Source organism: Paenibacillus sp. Marseille-Q9583, assembly GCF_976954365.1.
Map to the genome: position 1 here is coordinate 1 of NZ_CDRJTB010000092.1, position 21491 is coordinate 21491.

Here is a 21491-nt window from a genome sequence, read left to right on the forward strand (position 1 = left end):
CCCATGAAAATTAAAATAGCTCAAAACTAGTAAAAGAACATAAGAAAGAAGACCCAGAAAAACACTTTTAAAAAAAGGCTGAGCCTTATGTGTACTTAAATAAAGTAGGCAGACAGAAAAACAACAAACTTCGTTCTACAATCACTAAAGACTAGGCAAGTGCAAAAACCAGAGTAGGATTAATCTCCCATGAGTGCTTCCCGAAAGGGAGCGACAATCTGTGATGCACCGGGGTCGTTGGAGTCAGACTAACGGATGGGCTCTAAGGCACAATAGCTCATCGACCTTCTTCGCCAGCCGTAGAAGCAGTATTGACTGATTTTACCCATTTTCATCATCTGTGGTGCGGCGCTTGCGCTGCATGTATGGCTAACGGGAAACTATAGTTCAACACTGAGAGAGGCTGTCGCTAGGCAGCTTTTCGTTAAGCTAACGGGCAGGCGAGCGTAAGCATTTCGAGAAATACTTCATACATAAGAAAATTCACGAAGTTCGTAAATAAGGCGTTATATGAAACCGCGGTGCAAGGAAAGGATTGAAATCATGGATCCGATCAATGAAGAAATTATAGAATGGTTTCACTTAGTCTTGAGGAATAAACTTTCAACAAAGGAATTTGAACAGTGGCTTTATGACAAAGAAGAGATACTTGAAGAATCATTAGGTAAAGATGTCTATTTTAGATTGATTAATCTAAATTATAATTCTAAATATGTGATGGATGAATTAGAAGGGCAACTTACAAAAATTCTTAATTATAGGTCAGTTGAAGAGTTTAAGATCAGAGATCTATTAAATCGATTTGTTTATATTGAGGAGGAATTCATTAGTTCTTGTTCACACATTTACAGGGAGTATTGTAATGGATATTCCTTTTTTAGGATGATAGCCCTTAAATATATTGTATTTGATTACGATGATCAACTTGCAGACCCAGTTAAAAGGTCAGAGTTTTCCCGACAATATAAAGATGAATTGTTAAATGAAGGATTGAGATTGCTTAGTTTTTTTGATTCTAATGAAATAGAAATAATTAGTGAGAATGAGTACGTAGATAAGAGACACATAAGGATCTGAAGATTGAAGAGCAATATTGGACGTAATTCAGGAAGGCACACCGGCATAATAAGATGCCATTAAGCTAACGGAGAACGTTAGTGGAATAGCGGTTGCTTCGGCAGCCGTTTTTTATTTGTTCAACTAACGGGCAGGATAGTTTAACAAGGGTATTGTTGATTTATTTTCTGGTCGGTTTAACCAATAGGAGATAAAATGGCAATAAACCGATTAGGGAGGCAAATCCATGTTTGATATTGAAAGAATTAAAGAGATTATTCCTCATCGAAATCCATTTCTCTTGGTCGATAGAATATTGGAAATTAATGAGGGGAAGAGAGCTGTTGGAATTAAAAATGTAACAATTAATGAACCTTATTTTCTAGGTCATTTCCCTGACTATCCTGTAATGCCTGGTGTCTTAATTGTAGAAGCACTGGCACAGGTCGGTGGAATCGCTATGTCCAACGTTGAGAGCAACAATCATAAAATAGGCTTACTGACTGGTATTGATAGTTGTCGTTTCAAACGACAAGTAAAACCAGGAGACCAACTTCTTCTTGTATTTGAGGTAATTCGAATCAAGGGACAAATCGTCAAAGGAAAGGGAGTCGCCACGGTAAATAATGAATTGGTATGTGAATCTGAAATAATGTTTGCATTCAGTTCGATTTAGGTTTTAAGGTAACGGGCAGTTATGATCAATAGACACCTTCAAATTTATGGTACTAATTTAGGTGAAGGAGGGATTGAATTGACAACTGTTATTAATAAAAATGGCTACGAGTTTTTAGAGTGCATTCCATTGAATGAACATGAGCTAATACATTATGCATTGTTGGTAGGTTCATACGCAGTGGTTAGATTCGACGGTAAGTATCTTCTTTGTTTTAATGCATTGAGAAAACAGTGGGAAGGACCTGCTGGAGGAAGAGATGACAGTGAAACAGCTAAAGAATGCGCTATTCGGGAGCTTTTAGAGGAAACAGCGCAGATTGTTCAAGATATGGATTTTATAGGTCTACTGAAAGTTAGGAAACCAGATGGGACAATAAAATATAACCCGATTTATTATGCTGAGCTGGATTACATAGCCCCGTTTAGAGAAAATGACGAAACTGATAAAATTATATTTTGGAATTTTAATCGATGATGTTGGCTATATTGATGATGTTGACCAAGCAGTACTTAAATGGTGTAGTTCATTACGCTAACGGGACACGCTAGTTAAATAGATTAAAACCTTCCATAAGAAGAAAAACTAGATTTATTAGCTCTTATGGGAGGTTTTATTTATGATTTTAAGTGAGTTATGGCGATTTCTGTAATATTGAGTAAAGATGAAATGCACCTAAGAAAACTGTTACTCAACTAAAGGGCAGTTTAATGCAATGAATATTTACTTACAATGGATTAATATGGCACAATAATAAGAACGTAAGTTCTTGAGTGATCGTTGTTAAAACTATAAAAAGGAGAAATGTAGCATGGGGATTTCTGTTTATTACACTTGTATGAGAAACCATAACCTTACCAACAGTGAGGAGCAAGAGATAACGGCCATCATTGATAAATACAATGCGGGTTTTGAAATGAATGATATTGGAGAAACATTTTGTGTTTATGACTATGAGCAGGATGAACCAACAGTGATCTTTGCAGGTTCAACAAAGCTGCCCTTTTCAGATGATTTTGAAGATACATTGCATGCGCTGTTTTATTGGTTGACCTGTTTGACGGATATTAGAAGAAGTATTTCTAATGGGGATTGGCATGTGCATCTAGATGATACGGATGCCATTTGGGATGAGGAAACGGGTTGGCAAATGCCAGAAGAATAGTATTCATATTCCCAACAGAGTAATGTAGGGATCTTATGTAAGTGCATGTGCGAGGCAAATCGAAAATGCACCAATTACTCATTGAATCAAGTAGGGGAGAAATTCCTCTCTTTACTGCTTTCTTCAGACTGTCTGTTACTGAACTAACGGGACACTATAGTTGAGGAGCTTGCCATGCTACAGCTCCTTTTTCGTTTGTTGAAGTAACGTAAAATTTTAAAGGAAAAGTATCATCTTATAATGGAAGCCCTTTGGACGGAGCTATTGAAACAAACCAAATCGAAATCGTAAATTTGATTAATTTTAACTAGAAATAGGAGTTTATATAGTGTTCATGGGATCTTTGTATTGAACTAACAGGCAGTTTAGCGCAACAACGCCTTATATTTATGATACGGATCACCGTAATGAATCAAAGCACAAAGTATCTTTTGACCACAAGATATACATATCAGTATAAACACAAACCCACTCCTTTGGCAGAGTGGGTTTGTGTTTATAACTTTTCTTTTATGGAACTATCGTTCCGCTAAATCAAGGGAGAGTAGTATTTCTAACATATTTCATTCCAACTCTAAAACTGTTTCGCCACTAATTATCGTACCGTTATTCTTACCTTCACAAATGTCTTTCATCGAGCCTGGTTTATCGAAGTTAAACACATGCATTGGCAGATTGTAGTCTCTTGCTAAAATGAAAGCTGATTGGTCCATTACCTTTAAGTTGTGTTTTAAAACGTCGTTGTAATGAAGCGAACGAAATTTCCTTGCATCTTTATCAAATTTAGGGTCTGCATTAAGAACACCATCAACACCTTGCTTTGCAACTAATAAAGCGTCACAATTAACCTCGATGGCCCTTTGTACTGAAGGATAGTCTGTTGTAACGTAAGGTTGACCGTTCCCCCCCTGCAAAAATTACAATATAGCCTTTTTCTAGATGGTGGATTGCTCTTAGACGGATGTATGGTTCTGCAACTGATGTAATAGGTATTGCCGTCATTACTCGTACTTCCTTTTTGGTCTTGGCTTTAAGAACTCCACGAAGCATTAAACTATTTACTACAGTCGCAAGCGTTCCAATGTTATCAGCTTCTGCCCTTTCTATCCCCCAGCTTTCCGCCATATTACCTCTGAAAATGTTACCCCCACCTATAACTAACGATACTTCAACGCCTAAGTTTACTACTGACATAATTTCATCCGCAATATGGTCTAACCTTTCTGGCTCAAAACCAAATTCAGAGTTTCCCGCTACTGCTCCACCACTTAGCTTAACGAGAACCCTTTTGTACCTTGACAATTATTACACCCCCATAAAATAAAAACACTAAAGCAATAAATGCTTTAGTGTCCTAATGGAATGGAAATATGAAATTACGAAAGTCGACTGAATGTAAGTCTTCCGTTTCCACCTCATACTCCCACTACTTCCATGTTTTTTCCATCAAGTAATTTTACATTACGTGAAGATAATTTGCAATTACCGTAAACTTCCGCCTTTATTAAGCATGTCAAAAAGTATACTTTTGGTGACTCTGCATTTTGCGAACTATACTGTGTGTCGTAAACATAGATAAACATTTTGAAACGACTCATATTTAGGACACCATACACAAAATCAACCAACAATTCTGATCTGATATAGGCTAATTTACGGTGAACCGTACCATAGATGACAGGTCATCATTAAGTTAACGGGACACGTTAGTTCAATAACAGCGGCAGTCTAAGATTTTATTTATCAAGTCTTGTTCTGCCGCTGCTTCTTTTAATGAATCAGTCTAAAACCAATTTTTAAAAAACTGAGTAATCTCCAATTCAAAACCCCCGTTAAATCAACAACTCAAGTCTAATACTTTATTTTCACCGAACAAGAAGATTTAAGTGATGTGTTCGGCAGGAAAAACTATCCTGATTATCTAGCCATCGCATTTGGAAATATGGCAGGAGATGTCTCTGAAGGGCGTATTAGTGAACTTATGATGAAGAGGGGGGATGAAGCGTTGAGGTGGAGGATATGTTTATACAATATGAAATCGAGAATGAATATGACCCGCGAGATAATTGCAGAAAGATTGCTGATGAATATTTAAAGAATAGATAATATCAGAACATTAGTTACAGAGAATTTAGATTTACAAAAAAACAGCCGCTGAACAGTTCCTCACTGTATAACGGCTGTTATCTTTTCTCTTATGCAGTCGCTTCAATTGCATTGTCCTGAACATAAGAACTAAGCTCTTGCTGAAGCGCTGTGCTGATGGAAGTCATTGGGAGGCGAAGCGTATCCGAATGGATCAGGCCATTCTGGCTAAGCATCCATTTGATTGGAGCGGGATTCGATTCCTTGAACAAGAGACGGATGATCGGCAGTAGTTGTTCAAAGTTTTCTTTGGATAAGTCGAATTGACCCGATTTGAAGGTTTCGTATATACGGATACATTCTGCTGGATAAACGTTCGCAGTAGCAAGCATACCGCCAGCTGCCCCGGAGCTAAGCATTTCATAAAAAAGTGAATCGTCGCCACCAAGCACAGGTTTGCTACCTGTACGAACTAGTTCAGTAACCATTTTAGTGCTACCTGAGCAGTCTTTTAATCCGACAACATTATTAATTTCTAGGATTGTGCGTGCAGTATCTAGAGTCATAGCAGTACCAGTACGACTTGGAATGTCATAAGCCATGATCGGAATACCTACTTCTGCTGCTTTGCGGAAATGGGCAATGATGCCCTCTTGCGATGGACGACTATAATAAGGGACGACAACTAGTGCGCAATCTGCACCAAGGTTAGCTGCGATCTCTGTACGTGCTACCGTAGAAGCTGTGTCATTGGTTCCTGTGCCGACTACTAAGGGGATAGATGTAGATTGTAAAAGCTCACGAGAAGTGTTTACTAGAAGCTGCATTTCATTTACGGTTACAGTTGGCGATTCACCGGTGGTTCCATTAACGACCAGACCTTGTATGCTGTTGTTAATAATGTTCTTTACATAACGCTGATACGAATCCAGATCGACTTCACCAGCAGCATTGAACGGGGTGACCACGGGGACATAAATTCCATAAATCTGTTGTTCTGTAAGCATAAATTATCGGCCTCCAAAATATTTTAATTCCTCTACATACACTTTACCATGGAATGTTGCATCGTCGTTAGCTATAATAAATGATGTGTATCATCAAAAATATTGATGTTAGGGTGAGGTTATGGATTTAACCTATTTACGAACATTCCGCGAGGTAGCTAAACGTCAGAGCTTTACACGGGCTGCTGAAGAGCTAGGTTACGCGCAGTCGAGCGTTACGATGCAAATACAGAAAATAGAGAAGGAATACGGAGTGCCATTGATAGAAAGGCATGGTCGACAGCTGCGTCTTACCCCGCCTGGAGAAGAGTTGTTGAAGCTATTCGTGGAGATTTTGGATCTGTATGATCGTTCTAAAGAAACCATCGCCCAGCAAATTGGAGGTACGCTAACGATTGGTACGATTGATTCATTAGCTGCTTTCTACTTGCCACCCTACTTACAGCAGTTGAGGACGAAATTTCCGAAACTTGATATCCATCTACAAACGATGCAGGAAGCTAACCTCTTAGCCAAAATAAAAGATGGGGAAGTAGACATCGGTTTGATGCTCGATCGTACCACTACGGATTCTTTACTTAATCGTACGATCATTAGAGATGAACCACTCGTGTTGATAGCTCCCATTAACCATCCCCTTGCCCAGATGGATACAGTAACGCTACAGGATCTAAATAACTGCGAATTAATTGTTTCTGAAGAGAGCTGTATTTACCGGAGTCTGTTCGAGAATTTGTTAAAAGAGCACGGGATTATATTCCGCATTGGTTTTGAGCTTTCGAATCTAGAAGCGATCAAACGATGTGTTATGAATGGTTTAGGGATTGCATTATTACCTAAAATTGTTGCAGAGGAAGAAATTGAGCGGGGGAACTTGGCTGAGCTGCCATTCGCACATCAAGAAATTCATTTTGATCTGCAGCTTCTGATGCATCCTAAGAAGTGGAAGTCTCAGCCATTACAATTTCTAACGCAAATGTTACTTGCAAATCATTAGTTTATTCCCATCAGGGTCTTTCAACACAAACCATTGTTGATCTTGAATTTCGGTTACTATCTCTACACCGAGCTCCTTCATATAGTTGAAAGAGGCTTGCAAATCATCGGTTATAAGCATAAGAGCAGGTGTTGTAATTGGAGGAGCCCCTTCAGGCTCTAAACCTCCCCACATGGGCATGGTGTCCAGAATGATCCCAGTGCTTCCTTGCATAGTTAACGGGCATAAATGACCGTTCATAATCGGATGATCTGCTTCATGGAGTCCTAGGACTTGGCAATACCAGCTACGGGCTTTTTCAATATCGTGTACGGGGATAAATACACTGCCAATCAAATTCTTAATTGGACTTGTTGCTGAAGAATTTACAATGGACTGCGCTTGTTTATTCATTCGAATTCCTCCTAGGTTTGATAATGATAACCCTTTATTTGGAATTTATGCATCTAGTCTATTTAAAACATAGAATCAGCCTACGCGCAAGTGGGTCATTAGTAATCAATAAAATCTTCAATTTGTATGCAAAAGATAACATTCTTTAAAGAAACTCGCTGTAAATATTGACATTCAAGATCAGTTTATGTTATATAAAAAGAAGAATTAGCACTCATCTAACAAGAGTGCTAATCACGAAGTGTTGGACAAGATGTTATTTTGAAAGGAGATTTACTTATTCATGGCCAAAAAAGAGTTTAAAGCCGAATCGAAAAGATTGCTGGAAATGATGATTAACTCCATTTATACACAACGGGAAATTTTTCTGCGCGAGTTGATTTCCAATGCAAGTGATGCAATTGATAAGATCTATTACAAAGCATTAGCTGATGAAAGCCTGGTCTTCAATAAAGAAGATTATTATATTAAAGTGACTGCCGATAAGGCGAACAGAACTTTGACGATCTCCGATACAGGTATCGGGATGACGCAAGAAGAGCTGGAGAATAACTTAGGAACAATTGCGAAGAGCGGATCCCTTGCATTTAAGAAAGAGAACGAAGCCAAAGATGGTCACAATATCATCGGACAGTTCGGTGTTGGCTTCTATGCTGCGTTTATGGTAGCAGATGACGTAATTGTGATCAGTAAGGCGCTTGGTAGCGACGAGGCCTTTAAATGGGAGTCTAAGGGCGCTGATGGCTATACTATCGAGCCTGTCGAGAAGGATTCTGTAGGTACTGAAGTGATTTTGAAGATTAAAGAGAATACCGAAGAAGATCAATACGATGAATATTTGGAAGAGTATCGCCTGAAATCCATCATTAAAAAATATTCTGACTTCATTCGTTTCCCAATTAAAATGGACGTGAAGGAGCAGAAGCCAAAAGAAGGCACAGAGAACGAGTTCGAGGAAGTTGTTCAAGAACAAACCGTGAACAGTATGGTGCCAATCTGGCGGAAGAACAAAAACGAGTTGACTACAGAAGATTACGATAACTTCTATGCAGAGAAACGTTACGGCTTTGACAAGCCGCTTAAACATATTCATATCAGTGCCGATGGTGCTGTAGTGTATAATGCGATCTTGTTTATTCCAGAAAACACACCATTTGATTATTACACAAAGGAATATGAAAAAGGTCTTGAGCTCTATTCCAATGGTGTATTGATCATGAACAAATGTGCGGATCTGCTGCCTGACTATTTTAGCTTTGTAAAAGGTATGGTAGATTCAGAGGATCTTTCGCTAAACATCTCCAGAGAAATGCTCCAGCATGACCGTCAGCTGACTCTGATCGCTAAGAACATTAAGAATAAAGTGAAGAGTCAACTGCAAAGCTTGCTGAAGGATGAAAGAGAGAAATACGAGCAGTTCTATAACGCTTTTGGCAGACAGCTTAAGTTTGGTGTGTATAACGATTATGGAATGCACAAAGATACACTTCAAGATTTGCTGATGTTCTACTCCTCCAAGGAGAAGAAGCTGGTAACACTGGACGAATATGTGTCAAGAATGCCAGAAGATCAGAAGTACATCTACTATGCATCCGGAGAGTCGATCGACAGAATCGAAAAGCTCCCACAAACCGAGCTCGTATCGGATAAAGGGTATGAAATTCTCTACTTCACTGATGATATTGATGAATTTGCGATCAAGATGATCATGTCTTATAAAGAAAAAGAATTTAAATCCGTATCCAGTGGTGATCTGGGTATCGAAGCAGACGAAGCGGACAAGCCAACGGAAGCGGAAGAGAACGAAAACAAGGAGCTTTTTGAAGCGATGAAGGACATCTTGTCCGGCAAAGTGAAGAATGTTAAAGCTTCCAAACGTTTGAAGACTCATCCGGTATGCCTCTCTGCTGAAGGTGAACTGACAATCGAGATGGAAAAAATCCTGAAATCGATGCCGAATGGGCAAGAGGTTCAAGCGGATAAGGTACTCGAAATCAACATCCATCACGAAGTCTTCCAGTCTTTGAAAGCGGCAGCTGAGAACGATAAAGAGAAGCTCGGTTTATACACGAACCTGCTATACAACCAAGCTCTGCTGATCGAAGGTTTGCAAGTTAGTGATCCTGTTCAATTCACCAATGATATTTGCAAAATCATGAAATAATTTAAAGTATGGGGACCATCCAATTGTACGATTGGGTGGTCTTTTTTATATAAACTATGGCGAATTTATTGTTCTTGAGCTTATGTATTGACTTTATTCGATAAATTAAGTATTATTTCCAGTAACTTGAATATTCAAAGGCAAAGAAGAGAAAGAGTACCACGGCAATTCTTTCTACAGAGAGCTCCGGTCGCTGAAAAGGAGTAAAGAAAAACCTTGGGAATATGGTCTCAGAGCTGCGCATCGAAACCTTTTGGGTTGTAGGCTGCGCCGGAACCTGCATCCGTTACAGTGCTAGGGTATAAACGTTTATTAACGTCGTACCTGAAGAGGTAAATGTCATGAGGCATTTATAAAATTAGGTGGTAACACGTGAGTAGAACTCTCGTCCTTTGTGGATGGGAGTTTTTTTGTTGTCTAAAAAAAGGAGGAGAAGGTTAATGAGTAATGTGTTTATAGGTGGAGCTTGGCCGTATGCGAATGGATCTTTACATCTTGGAAGATTATCAAGTGTGTTGCCTGGGGATGTGCTGGCACGCTATTTTCGCAGCAAGGGGGATAACGTTTTATATGTGTCAGGCAGCGATTGTCATGGCACACCTGTAGCGGTTCAGGCCACTAATGAAGGGATCACACCTGAAGCTTTTGCAAGTCGGTACCACGAAGAGTTTCTGAAGTGTTTTGAACAGTTGGGATTTAGTTATGATCTATATACTCGAACGGATCAACAGCAGCATCATAAGGTCGTGCAAGAGTTGTTTGCGAAGCTGCTAGAGAATGGTCATTTATACAAAAAAACCATTGCGCAATGTTACTGTGAGGTGGATCAGCGATTTTTGCCAGACAGATATGTGGAAGGGACTTGTCCAGTATGTGGACAGCAGGCGCGTGGAGATCAATGCGATTATTGTTCTACGATTCTAGACCCTGCCGATTTATTGGACAGAATTTGTAAATTATGTGGGAATACACCGACAGAACGACCGACAGAACATTTTTATCTTAGCTTATCTAAATTTCAATCTGAATTAACGGATTATGTAGAAGAAGCAGTACACTGGAGAGAAAACGCTATAAAACTGACCAAACGTTATTTACAAGAAGAGCTGCAGGACCGCGCGGTAACAAGAGACTTGTCTTGGGGTGTAGATGTTCCTGTGGCTGGATTTGAAGATAAAAAGATTTATGTTTGGATTGAGGCGGTAAGTGGTTATTTATCAGCCAGTAAGCAGTGGGCTGCACAGTCCGGAGGAAGCTGGGAGGATTTTTGGTTAGAGGAAAAAGGGGAGATTACCGCTTATTATGTGCATGGGAAAGACAATATTCCTTTTCACACCCTGATATGGCCAGCCGTCTTATTAGGAGCAAGAGAACTACATTTACCGGATCGGATTATATCCAGCGAATATTTAACCCTTGAAGGGCAGAAGTTCTCCACTAGCCGTAATTGGGCAGTCTGGGTACCTGATATTCTAGAGCGGTATCATCCTGACTCAATTCGTTATTTCTTAATTGCCAACGGGCCTGAGAAGCGGGATACGGATTTTTCCTGGAGAGAGTTTATTTATAGTCATAATGGCGAGCTGCTTGGAGCATTTGGTAACTTTGTAAATCGCACATTGGCTTTTGTAGAGAAGTTTTATGAAGGGATCGTGCCAAGTGGAAAGTTAGATAAGGGGTGGAGCGACAACATTGACCTCTTGTATCTGGAGTCAGGGCGCCTAATTGAAGCGGGAGATTTGAAGGATGCGCTGGAGTATATTTTCTCTTACGTACGTAAGGCAAATCAGTATTTTGATTGGCAAAAGCCTTGGATTCATGTAAAAGAGGATCGGGATGCTTGTAATAATTCAATATTTACTTGTGTGCAGATTATCGCTAATTTGGCGAATTTGCTGCATCCGTTTCTACCCTTTTCTTGTGAGAAGATCAGGGGGTTCTTATCGCTTGAACTACCGAAATGGCAGCCCTGCTCTGTTCCCCCTTATCAACAGGTAACTGATTTACAATTGTTATTTGAACGAATTGATATTAGTCGTATTAAAGAAGAGGAGGATAGACTAGTTCAACAACAAGTGAATAAATAGCGAAGATTCTTAACCATTCTTAAAGCTTTCAATAAACTTGGAAGCTAGTGACGATAAGTATTTATCTTTGATCCAGACGGCGGCGACCCGCGTGCGAAGCGACTCACTACTGATTTCTTTATAGATCAAATTACGGTTACTCGTTAATTCGAAAGCGGATTTGGGGATAATTCCGATGCCGAGACCAGCATTTGCCCAGAGTAGTGTTGTTCGCGCATCATCATTCATACAGAAAATCAGCGGATCAAAACCATTCTCAAGACAGGTTTCCCGGATAAGCTGCTCAAAACGGCGGTAGATAATGAGCGGCTTATCTTTTAACTCACCGATCTCAACGAAGTTTTCATCTGTTTTCCAGTCATACTCTGGCGTCATTACGGCAATCATAGGCTCAGCCTGTGTGTAAAGACATTCTAAATTTGTAGCATTAAAGGGTGTCCGGACAATACCAATCTCGACAATACCTTTGTTCAAAAGGTCGATGATTCTGAAGGTATTCCCTTCATGGATTTCAAATTTAACGCCTTGATACGTTTTGTGGAACTCACATAGTCGATCTTGGAGCAGGGTCGCTCCTGAGGAAGACACTGTGCCAATGGCTAGTGTTCCTTTTAAGCCTTTGACAAAATCATTGAGCTCACGGGCAGTGGAATCAGCCAGCTCCAGAATTTGTTGAGCCCGGTCACGCAAAATAGCTCCTGCTTCGGTAAGCTGCACACTGCGAGGACCTCGATCTACAAGCTTGACGCCTAGTTCTTCCTCAAGCGACTTAAGCTGCTGACTGAGCGGTGGCTGGGCCATTTGCAGCTTTCTGGCCGCGGATGTAATCTGTCCTTCCTCAGCTATCGCCATAAAATATTTAAGTTGTCTTATATCCATAAAAGAATCCTCCGAACTTGAGATATGTTAATCGTATGGGAGCGATACGAATCCAATATTATTAATATGTGAGTAGATATGCCATAATCATAACTGTTCTTATACATATTTCAAGTGGTTAAATACTTCTTAGGTTGGGTGTGGATGAATTTGTTCAAAATTGCAGTATATTTAAAGCCGTACAAAAAAGAAGCGATCATCGGTCCAATCTTCAAGCTGATGGAAGCGATTCTGGAGCTGATTTTGCCTACCATTGTCGCATTGATCATCAACAATGGGGTCGGTAATCATGACAGCGCCTATGTTTACCGTATGGGTGGCCTAATGGTTCTGATGTCACTGCTTGGTTTCGGTTGCTCCATGGTGTGCCAATACTATGCAGCACGAGCATCTCAGGGATTCGGCACGACACTTCGTAATAAACTGTTCAAACATATTACATCTTTATCGTACGCTGAGCTGGATACGTTCGGTACGCCTACGCTAATTAACCGGATTACCAATGACGTAAACCAGCTGCAGATTGCAGTGGCTATGCTGATTCGCCTGGTTATTCGTGCGCCGTTTATCTGCATTGGGGCTATCATAATGTCCATGATTTTGGATTTCAGATTATCGCTGATTTTAATAGCGGCAACGCCGATTTTTGGTGTTATTTTGTATTTTATCATCACTCGAAGTGCACCTTTGTATCGAAAATACCAGCAGAAGCTGGATGCCCTTGCGCTCGTTCTTAGTGAGAATTTGTCTGGGATTCGAGTCATTCGTGCTTTTGCGAAGAGACGTACGGAAAAAGAACGCTTTGATGCCTCATCTGAGGATTTAACTACTACAGCGATCCGGGTCTCGCGGATTTCCGCTTTACTTGGACCTATGACGACACTTGTAGTAAACGCGGCGATCATAGCTATTTTATGGGTAGGTGGAATTCACATTGATGGAGGGCGATTGTCTCAAGGTGAGATCATTGCCTTTATCAATTACGTCACTCAGATCTTATTGGCGCTTATTGTGGTCTCCAACTTGGTCATTATTTTTACAAAAGCCTCATCCTCTGCCAATCGTGTGAATGAAGTGCTGAGTGTCAAATCATCCGTGTCCGAGGAAGGGAATGTCGTGAAGACTGAACCTGATCATACCGCTCCTGCCATATCATTCGATCATGTATCGTTTGGTTATAATACAACAGGAGAATTGGCATTAGAGGATATATCGGTAGTCATTAACCGCGGAGAAACTGTGGGGCTGATTGGCAGTACGGGTTCTGGTAAATCTACTTTTGTGAACTTAATTCCACGGTTTTATGATGCAGTGCAAGGTGAAGTTAAAGTGGATGGAGTGAATGTGGGAGATTATAAGCTGCATCAGCTTCGTGGGAAAATAGGGATTGTGCCGCAAAAAGCAGTGTTGTTTACAGGAACAATCGCTGAGAATATTCGTTGGGGTAAGGAAGACGCAAACGAGGAAGAAATCATGCAAGCAGCCTCTGTTGCTCAGGCGGAAGAGTTTATTCGTAAATTGCCAGAAGGATTGAATACGCAGGTATCACGTGGCGGACTTAATTTATCCGGGGGGCAAAAGCAGCGCTTGACTATAGCTCGTGCAGTGGTAGGTAAGCCGTCGATTCTAATTCTGGATGACTCCTCCAGTGCGCTGGATTTCGCTACAGATGCGGCTCTACGTAAAGCGCTCAAAGAGAGCAGCCAGCAAATGACCGTACTCGTTGTCTCGCAGAGGGTGAGCACTGTAAGGCAAGCGGATAAAATTATGGTATTTGAGGAAGGGCGGATCGCCGGTGTCGGAACCCATGAGGAGCTGATGCGTGGTTGTGAAGTGTACAAAGAAATCTGCCTGTCTCAGCTATCGAGTGAGGAGTCGGGCCAATGAACAAAAACAACATTTGGAAAAGACTAATTGTATATACAGGACATTATAGAAAAATTGCTATTGGGGCAGTTATATGCGCGTTACTCAGTGTGATCGCCAGTCTAATCGGACCACTACTTATCGGTAAAGCCATTGATTTTATGATCGGACCGGGAGAGGTGGATTTTGACGCCGTACTTAGACTGCTTTTGATTCTGGCAGCGGTATATATTGTCGGCAGCTTTTTTGGATGGCTCCTTACCTATCTGACGAATCGAATCGCCTACCGGACTGTATATGACTTACGGCGGGAGCTTTTTGATAAATTAAATGTTTTGCCTTTAAAATTTCACGACAACCACCCGCAAGGAGACAGTATTAGCCGGTTTGTTAACGATATGGATGCCGTCTCTGATGGACTGCTGCAAGGTTTCTCCACACTGCTTACAGGGATCATCACCATTGTTGGGGCAATTGTGCTTATGTTGTACATCAGTCCTCTGATGACCGTAGTAGTTCTTCTGTCAGCACCCGCCACCTTTTTTGTGGCCAGATTTATTACAATGCGATCTCAAAAGATGTTTAAAGAGCAGGCGAAGATTCTCGGTGGTCTCAATGGCTATGTGGAGGAAATGATCGGCGGGCAAAAAGTAGTCACCGCTTATCATTATGAAGAACGTGCAATGTCTCAGTTTGAAGAACAAAACGAGACGTTATATCAGACCGGTGTGAAGTCACAATTTTATGGCTCCTTATCCAATCCGACAACGCGGCTAGTAAATAACGTTACGTTCTCAGTTATAGCTATGATCGGTAGTGTTATGGTAATTCGGGGTCATTTCACGGTAGGGGATCTGTCCAGTTTCTTGATCTTCTCCAACTTGTTCGCTAAGCCGTTTAATGAAATAACAGGTGTAATTACACAGCTTCAATCGGCAACTGCCTCTGCACAGCGGATCTTCGCCATTCTCGATCTAACACCAGAACCCGCTGATTCTAAGGACGCCTTAATCATGAGTACAAGTCAAGGAACCATTACCTTCGAAAAAGTATCCTTTGCTTATAATCCAGAACGTCCCTTGATTAATGATTTCAGTCTAGAAGTGAAGCCCGGTACCCGAGTTGCGATTGTAGGTCAGACTGGAGCAGGGAAGACGACGTTGGTAAACCTGCTCATGCGTTTCTACGATGTGGACCGTGGGTCCATCAAGATTGATGGTGTGGATATTAAGAGCATTACCCGTGACAGTCTGCGACGTAATTTTGGGATGGTGCTGCAGGATACTTGGCTTTTTGGGGGCACGATCAGAGATAATATTGCTTACGGAAAACCTGGTGCTACAGAGGAGGAAATCATCGCTGCTGCTAAAGCTGCTAATGCTCATAGCTTCATTAAACGTCTGCCTGAAGGGTATGATACGAAGATCAGTGGCTCAGGGGACAATCTCTCCCAAGGACAAAAGCAGCTACTTACCATTGCACGAGTAATGCTTGTAGATCCGCCTATGCTCATCTTAGACGAGGCTACAAGCAGTATTGATACATTAACGGAGGTACGGATTCAGAAAGCTTTTCTGACTATGATCGCTGGTCGGACCAGCTTTGTGATTGCCCACCGATTGTCAACGATTCGAGAGTCGGATCTCATTCTTTTCATGAAGGATGGAGACATTGTGGAGAGTGGTACGCATGATCAACTCCTAGCCAGCGGTGGATATTACGCCAGATTATATAACAGTCAGTTCGCCTCAGCCTAGACTTTGTGAAGAAAAAGAAGTGTTCGACCCTATTTTGGGTGAGGATGCTTCTTTTTTGTCGGTAGCATGGCATTTACTGTCCCGTAAATGAAACCTCAGGTGGTTCACTTCGTATCCTTAAATATGCAAATATTAGGGAGGGAATTCATTACAATGTCAATGTTTAAACGAATGCTCGCGAGTGCCGGAATTGGAGCGGCTAAAGTAGATCTCATGCTCCATCAAGATTTCGTGAACGCAGGTGATACGATCAGTGGTACCGTTCGAATTCAAGGTGGCCGAGTGGATCAGGAGGTCGATGACGTCTACGCATTCGTTAAGACACGTTACTTGAAAGAGCTGAACGATAAGAAGATGGAAGTGGAAGCGACGGTATCCAAATTCCTGTTAGCAAGTAAATTCAAAGTAGTGGCGGAGCAGGTCTATGAATTTCCCGTCTCATTCCAGCTTCCGGCGATAACGCCAGTGACGTTAGGTAGATCGCCGGTTTGGATTCAAACCGGACTTGATATTAAAGAGGCAATTGATCCGAAGGATCAGGATTATCTTCAAGTAGGCCCTCATCCATATTGTGCTATTATTTTGGATGCGATGAATCAGCTCGGGTTCCATATTCGTGAAGTGACTTGTGAATATGCACCACGTTACGGCAGGATCAATGAGTTAGATTTTGTTCAAGAATTTGAATTCGTTCCCCCCTCACAGTTCCGGAATCAACTAGACGAATTAGAAATCGTTTTCTTTCCAAATGACGATGGCATTGAGTTGCTCCTACAGATCGATCGCAAGGCACGTGGTTTAGCTGGTTTGTTCGCCGATGCGCTTGATACAGATGAGAGCTTTGTGAAAATACGCTTTGATCACACTCAACTTGCTTACGGAGTTGACTATGTAGCTGATCAACTGCTCGCAACGATCCATAAATACGTATAAACAGGATTATAAAAGAGAGGGGAAAACCCCACTCTTTTTTCGTTTTTATAAGGAAAAATTTATTTATATGAAGTAATGAACTAAATGGACAGGATAAACGTACTATAGTAAAACTATCCTAACAACGTATGAAACGGTAGGCATTGATTGCATGATGAAAGTTACTAATACGAATACGAATGGAGAGGGAGTGCCCAAGATGTTGACGATTAAGCATTTTACCAAGAGCTATAAGGGCGGTAAGAAGGCAGTGAATGACTTGAACTTAGTGGTCGAGAAAGGCGATATTTATGGCTTTATCGGTCATAACGGCGCGGGGAAAACAACGACAATTCGGGCAGTAGTAGGTGTTCTTGATTTTGAAGAGGGGGATATCGAAATAGGTGGACATTCCATCAAAAAAGATCCTTTAGCCTGCAAAGCGATCACTGCGTATATTCCAGATAATCCAGATCTATACGATCATCTGACCGGCATTCAGTACTTGAATTTTATTGGTGATCTTTTTAGTGTATCGAAAGCAGATCGGGAGTTGTTGATTAAGAAATATGGCGATGAATTTGAGATTACATCTCATTTGGGGGATTTAATCTCCTCGTATTCTCATGGTATGAAGCAGAAGCTCGCGATCATCTCAGCACTAATACATAAACCGAAGCTGTTAGTTCTGGATGAGCCCTTTGTGGGACTTGATCCAAAAGCGGCACACACGCTTAAAAAAATCATGACGGAGATTTGCAGTCAGGGCAGTGCGATCTTTTTTTCAACGCATGTACTGGATGTAGCGGAGAAGCTCTGTAATAAGATTGCCATCATCAAAGCGGGAGAATTGATTACGCATGGGAAAACAGAAGAGGTGAAGGGTGACAGCAGCCTTGAAGATGTATTTTTGGAGTTGATTAAGCATGATTAATATCTGGAGATTGACGAAGATTCAGCTGATCTCTTCCTTTGGGTTAAATAAAGCTTTGCACACACGTGATGTGAAAGAAAGACGAAAAATGCTGTGGCTGACCATCGGGATCCTAATTGGAATTGTTATGATGGCTGTTGTTTCATTTGGTTATAGCTATATGATAGCAGAGACCCTTGAACAAATTGGCCGGTCAGAGCTGCTGCTTGCGATAATGATGGCAGTTACTTGCTTAATCGGATTTTTTACAACGATCTATAAGGCTAGTGGTGTATTATTTGGCTCCAAAGACTACGATCTCGTAATGTCGCTGCCAATCAAAACGAGTCATATTGTAGCAAGCCGGGTGGCTCAGCTTTATGTGTTAAACCTATTCTTCTCTTTGATGGTGATGGTACCTGCAGGCATTGTTTATGCTATAAAGGTGAATCCCGGCGTACTATATTATTTGTATTTTTTGATGACACTGTTATTTATTCCATTAGTGCCGATCATAGCTGCAACGATTATAGGTGCTCTGATCAGCTGGATTTCCTCAAGGTTTAAAGGAAGTCGTATAATAACGCTCATCCTAACTTTTGTTGTAATTATTGCTATAATTGTTGGTTCAGGTCAAATAAATGGTAACAATCCACAATTACTTGCGGATATGAGTGCTCAAATTGCTGATCAAATATACAACTTGTATCCTTTGACGCTTATGTATGTAAATGCGGTTTGCTCGTTTCAGTTTGATTCCTTAGTATTGTTTATTGGGTTTTCGCTGATTTCTTTTATGCTGTTTACCATCGTGCTTGGTAGCAAATATAAAGCGATCCACACAGGTCTTACGACTTCTTTTTCAAAAAATAAATATCAAATGAAATCACTTGCAGTTTCCTCACCGCTTTATACATTGTATAAAAAAGAGCTGCGTCGCTATTTTAGTTCTTCGATATATGTACTCAACACGAGTATAGGCATGGTAATGTTACTTGTATTGGCGATCGCCTTACTGTTCGTTAATGCAGAGCAACTAGGACAACTCGTTGAGATACCAGAGCTTTCAAATTATCTGAATCGACTGGCTCCACTGTTTGTTTCCGTTTTTGTAACTTTAAGCTGTACGACATCCAGTTCTATTTCGCTCGAAGGTAATAATATTTGGATCTTAAAAAGCGCACCTGTGCCGACATTAACGATATTGCTAAGTAAAATCGCAGTGAATCTTACGATTACCGTGCCGATTGCAGTTGTAAGTAGTGTGCTCCTTATGATATCCCTAGGTACGGGATGGGTGGAAAGCTTGCTATTATTGGTAATTCCGGTCCTTTATGCTTGTCTTACTGCAATGATAGGTGTGCTAGTTAACTTGAAGTTACCTAAACTGGAGTGGACAAATGAAGTATCGGTAGTCAAACAAAGCGCATCCGTCTTAGTAGCGATGTTGATAGGGTTTATAAGTTTACTGATCCCTTTCGGTTTGAGTCTTCTTCTAGCCGATCTGAACGGTAATCTCGTATTGTTAGGCATTGGATTATTGATATTAGTGGTATGTGGTACGATTTATCGATACATTCAGTCCAAAGGGGAGCTTTTATTTCGGGCTCTTTAAAACATAGGGGGATCCTAAAAGTCGTAACGGCTAGTGGGATGCCCTATTTTTTTTGCGCTCTACCAATATTTTAGCAGTGTTTATAGCTTCTATCCTTGGTATAATTCGAAGATTATATCCGAGGAGGATCATCTCGTGAACAATAGATTTGGTAGATTTGCAGTCATAACAATCGTTATTGTGCTTGCGGCCGGAGTATTTATTCAACATATATCCGCTGATGATGGGGCACCTTTTAAGGATATAAATAATAGTTACGCTAAAAAAGAAATCATAGATTTATACCATCGGAACATATTAACTGGCACAACGGAGACAAGCTTTTCACCCACTAAATCGATTACTAGAGCGGAATTCATTACGGTTCTTGACCGTCTGCTAAAGCTTGATCCGGCAGTCAGTCCAGTATCTCCTTATACAGATGTAGCTAAAAAAGCTTGGTATTACGGCTGGATACAGGCAGCTGTTCAGCTTGAGCTGGCTAACGGCACATCAGCAACGACTTTTGCGCCGGCAAAAGCAGTTACAAGGCAGGAAGCGGCTGTATGGATGGCCAAAGCTTTAAAGCAAACAAACCATACTTCTGCTCTAACTTCGTTCAATGATCGAAATAAGATTGCTAGCTGGGCAAGATCAGCTGTTGCAACTGTAAATGATCTAGGTTTAATGAAGGGGGATAATCGCAAGAATTTCCGACCCTCTGATCCTATAACTAGACAGGAAACGGCCGTCCTCATTGACCGAGTGCTGCAAAATGAGAGTTGGGCAGCAGAACTTGATGATGAGCCGGAGGAGCGAATCGTTATAGGCTGGCAGTATGGGCAGACGACGGCACAATATGAGAATACGGTTCTGAAATCCAACGTTAACACCTTATCACCACGGTGGTATTATGTAGGAAAAACAGGTGCAGTAACGGATTCAACGGATACTTCGCTGATCACATGGGCAAAGAAGAATAATAAGAAAATATGGGCGATGGTAGGCAATCGATCGGATCAAGAAGCGACCCATCAAATGTTGTCGAGTGTAACCACAAGGAATACGGCAGTAAATCAATTAGTAGCTTTAGTGAGCAAATATAGAATAGATGGACTAAACATTGATTTTGAAAATGTAGCGCCTGACGATCGTGAGTATTTGACCTCGTTCATTACATTATTAGCTGAGAAAATGCATGCTCTTAACGCGACGGTGTCGATAGACGTCTCTCCTGATCTTGGAACAGATTGGACAGATGCTTTTGACTATGCTGCACTAGGTAAGCAAGTGAACTATATGGTGATGATGGGTTATGACGAACATTATGACGGGAGTAAGCTTCCAGGGCCCAATGCTTCTATTCCTTTTGATCAACATGCAGTGGATACTGTACTAAAGATTGTACCCAGCCAAAAGGTTATATTGGCACTGCCTTTATATAATCGTGACTGGACTTTGAATCAGAATGGTACGGTTTCATCTTCAAAGTATATCTCGCTTCCCGAGCAAAATCAGATTATTAGCAGCTATGAAATGAAACCCGTATGGAATGAGACTTTAGGACAATATGTTGCCAACTATTCGAAGCAGTCCATAAAGCACACGATCTGGATTGAGGATGGCCGTTCTTTAATAGCAAAATACAATTTAAGCGTTAAGAACAATCTAGCCGGAATCGCTTATTGGTATATAGGTGGGGAAAGCGCAGATATATGGTCTAGCGTAAGTAATGCAGAGAAATTTTACGATTATACGTTTTAAAAAGAAAGACTGGATGGCAGATGGATAACAATAAACAAAACGATTTATCGGTGTTAGGCACTATGTTGACAATCTCAACTTTTTTAATTATCCTTAAAACGTTAATGAATTTAATATAATTTCGTATAACTCCAATAATATGGTTTGGAGGTCTCTACCAGGAACCAAAATTCCTG

General features: G+C 40.9%; 16 protein-coding genes, 1 pseudogene, 1 riboswitch and 1 other annotated feature. Of the genes and pseudogenes, 13 read left to right on the forward strand and 4 right to left on the reverse strand.

Going from position 1 to position 21491, the window contains the following annotated elements:
* Positions 1–543: 543 nt before the first annotated feature.
* The 4 genes from ACWNM1_RS27770 to ACWNM1_RS27785 all read left to right on the forward strand — a co-directional run bounded on the left by ACWNM1_RS27770 (position 544) and on the right by ACWNM1_RS27785 (position 2897).
* Complete coding sequence (locus ACWNM1_RS27770) at positions 544–1077, forward strand: hypothetical protein (protein WP_449603496.1); 534 nt, start codon at positions 544–546, stop codon at positions 1075–1077.
* Positions 1078–1303: 226 nt separating this feature from the next.
* Positions 1304–1732: a 3-hydroxyacyl-ACP dehydratase FabZ gene (gene fabZ, locus ACWNM1_RS27775; RefSeq protein ID WP_449603497.1), complete on the forward strand. Its 429-nt coding sequence runs from the start codon at positions 1304–1306 to the stop codon at positions 1730–1732.
* A gap of 78 nt (positions 1733–1810) precedes the next feature.
* Positions 1811–2209 carry an NUDIX domain-containing protein gene (locus ACWNM1_RS27780; protein ID WP_449603498.1) on the forward strand — a complete coding sequence of 133 codons (399 nt, stop codon included), beginning with the start codon at positions 1811–1813 and terminating at the stop codon, positions 2207–2209.
* 334 nt (positions 2210–2543) lie between these two features.
* Complete coding sequence (locus tag ACWNM1_RS27785) at positions 2544–2897, forward strand: hypothetical protein (RefSeq protein ID WP_449603499.1); 354 nt, start codon at positions 2544–2546, stop codon at positions 2895–2897.
* Between the two features lie 563 nt (positions 2898–3460).
* On the opposite strand, the pseudogene pyrH reads toward ACWNM1_RS27785, so the two are convergent.
* Both pyrH and dapA read right to left on the reverse strand, forming a co-directional pair.
* Positions 3461–4199, reverse strand: a pseudogene (gene pyrH, locus ACWNM1_RS27790) (UMP kinase).
* Positions 4200–5092: 893 nt separating this feature from the next.
* Complete coding sequence (gene dapA / locus ACWNM1_RS27795) at positions 5093–5989, reverse strand: 4-hydroxy-tetrahydrodipicolinate synthase (protein WP_449603500.1); 897 nt, start codon at positions 5987–5989, stop codon at positions 5093–5095.
* A 121-nt stretch (positions 5990–6110) separates the two neighbouring features.
* Here dapA and ACWNM1_RS27800 point away from each other — a divergent pair, with 121 nt between their 5' ends.
* Positions 6111–6986 carry a LysR family transcriptional regulator gene (locus ACWNM1_RS27800; protein ID WP_449603501.1) on the forward strand — a complete coding sequence of 292 codons (876 nt, stop codon included), beginning with the start codon at positions 6111–6113 and terminating at the stop codon, positions 6984–6986.
* Here ACWNM1_RS27800 and ACWNM1_RS27805 read toward each other — a convergent pair.
* A complete protein-coding gene (locus ACWNM1_RS27805; protein ID WP_449603502.1) occupies positions 6969–7379 on the reverse strand; it encodes a VOC family protein in 411 nt (136 codons plus the stop codon). The genes ACWNM1_RS27800 and ACWNM1_RS27805 overlap by 18 nt on opposite strands.
* 283 nt (positions 7380–7662) lie before the next feature.
* On the opposite strand from ACWNM1_RS27805, the gene htpG reads away from it, so the two are divergent.
* Together htpG and metG are read left to right on the forward strand one after the other, a co-directional pair.
* Positions 7663–9543, forward strand: a complete 1881-nt coding sequence (gene htpG, locus ACWNM1_RS27810) for a molecular chaperone HtpG (RefSeq protein ID WP_076286274.1) — start codon at positions 7663–7665, stop codon at positions 9541–9543.
* A gap of 134 nt (positions 9544–9677) precedes the next feature.
* Positions 9678–9939 (forward strand) — a binding site (T-box leader).
* Between the two features lie 44 nt (positions 9940–9983).
* Positions 9984–11630 (forward strand): methionine--tRNA ligase, encoded by a 1647-nt coding sequence (metG, locus tag ACWNM1_RS27815; protein ID WP_449603503.1) that lies wholly within the window; start codon positions 9984–9986, stop codon positions 11628–11630.
* 9 nt (positions 11631–11639) lie between these two features.
* On the opposite strand, the gene ACWNM1_RS27820 is transcribed toward metG, so the two are convergent.
* The gene (locus ACWNM1_RS27820) at positions 11640–12509 is read right to left on the reverse strand and encodes a LysR family transcriptional regulator (RefSeq protein WP_449603504.1); all 870 of its coding nucleotides are present in this window, start codon (positions 12507–12509) and stop codon (positions 11640–11642) included.
* 150 nt (positions 12510–12659) lie between these two features.
* Between ACWNM1_RS27820 and ACWNM1_RS27825 the strand changes: the two genes are divergently transcribed.
* The 6 genes from ACWNM1_RS27825 (at position 12660) to ACWNM1_RS27850 (ending at position 21315) form a co-directional block, all read left to right on the forward strand.
* A complete protein-coding gene (locus ACWNM1_RS27825; RefSeq protein WP_449603509.1) occupies positions 12660–14396 on the forward strand; it encodes an ABC transporter ATP-binding protein in 1737 nt (578 codons plus the stop codon).
* Positions 14393–16132: an ABC transporter ATP-binding protein gene (locus ACWNM1_RS27830; protein WP_449603505.1), complete on the forward strand. Its 1740-nt coding sequence runs from the start codon at positions 14393–14395 to the stop codon at positions 16130–16132. The genes ACWNM1_RS27825 and ACWNM1_RS27830 overlap by 4 nt, the downstream gene beginning before the upstream one ends.
* Positions 16133–16285: 153 nt before the next feature.
* Positions 16286–17065 (forward strand): sporulation protein, encoded by a 780-nt coding sequence (locus ACWNM1_RS27835; RefSeq protein WP_449603506.1) that lies wholly within the window; start codon positions 16286–16288, stop codon positions 17063–17065.
* A gap of 199 nt (positions 17066–17264) precedes the next feature.
* Positions 17265–17978, forward strand: a complete 714-nt coding sequence (locus ACWNM1_RS27840) for an ABC transporter ATP-binding protein (protein ID WP_042189353.1) — start codon at positions 17265–17267, stop codon at positions 17976–17978.
* Positions 17971–19572: a hypothetical protein gene (locus ACWNM1_RS27845; protein ID WP_449603507.1), complete on the forward strand. Its 1602-nt coding sequence runs from the start codon at positions 17971–17973 to the stop codon at positions 19570–19572. The genes ACWNM1_RS27840 and ACWNM1_RS27845 overlap by 8 nt, the downstream gene beginning before the upstream one ends.
* Positions 19573–19707: 135 nt before the next feature.
* Positions 19708–21315 (forward strand): S-layer homology domain-containing protein, encoded by a 1608-nt coding sequence (locus tag ACWNM1_RS27850; protein ID WP_449603508.1) that lies wholly within the window; start codon positions 19708–19710, stop codon positions 21313–21315.
* Positions 21316–21416: 101 nt separating this feature from the next.
* A riboswitch (purine riboswitch) is annotated at positions 21417–21491 on the forward strand. This riboswitch is flagged as partial in the annotation.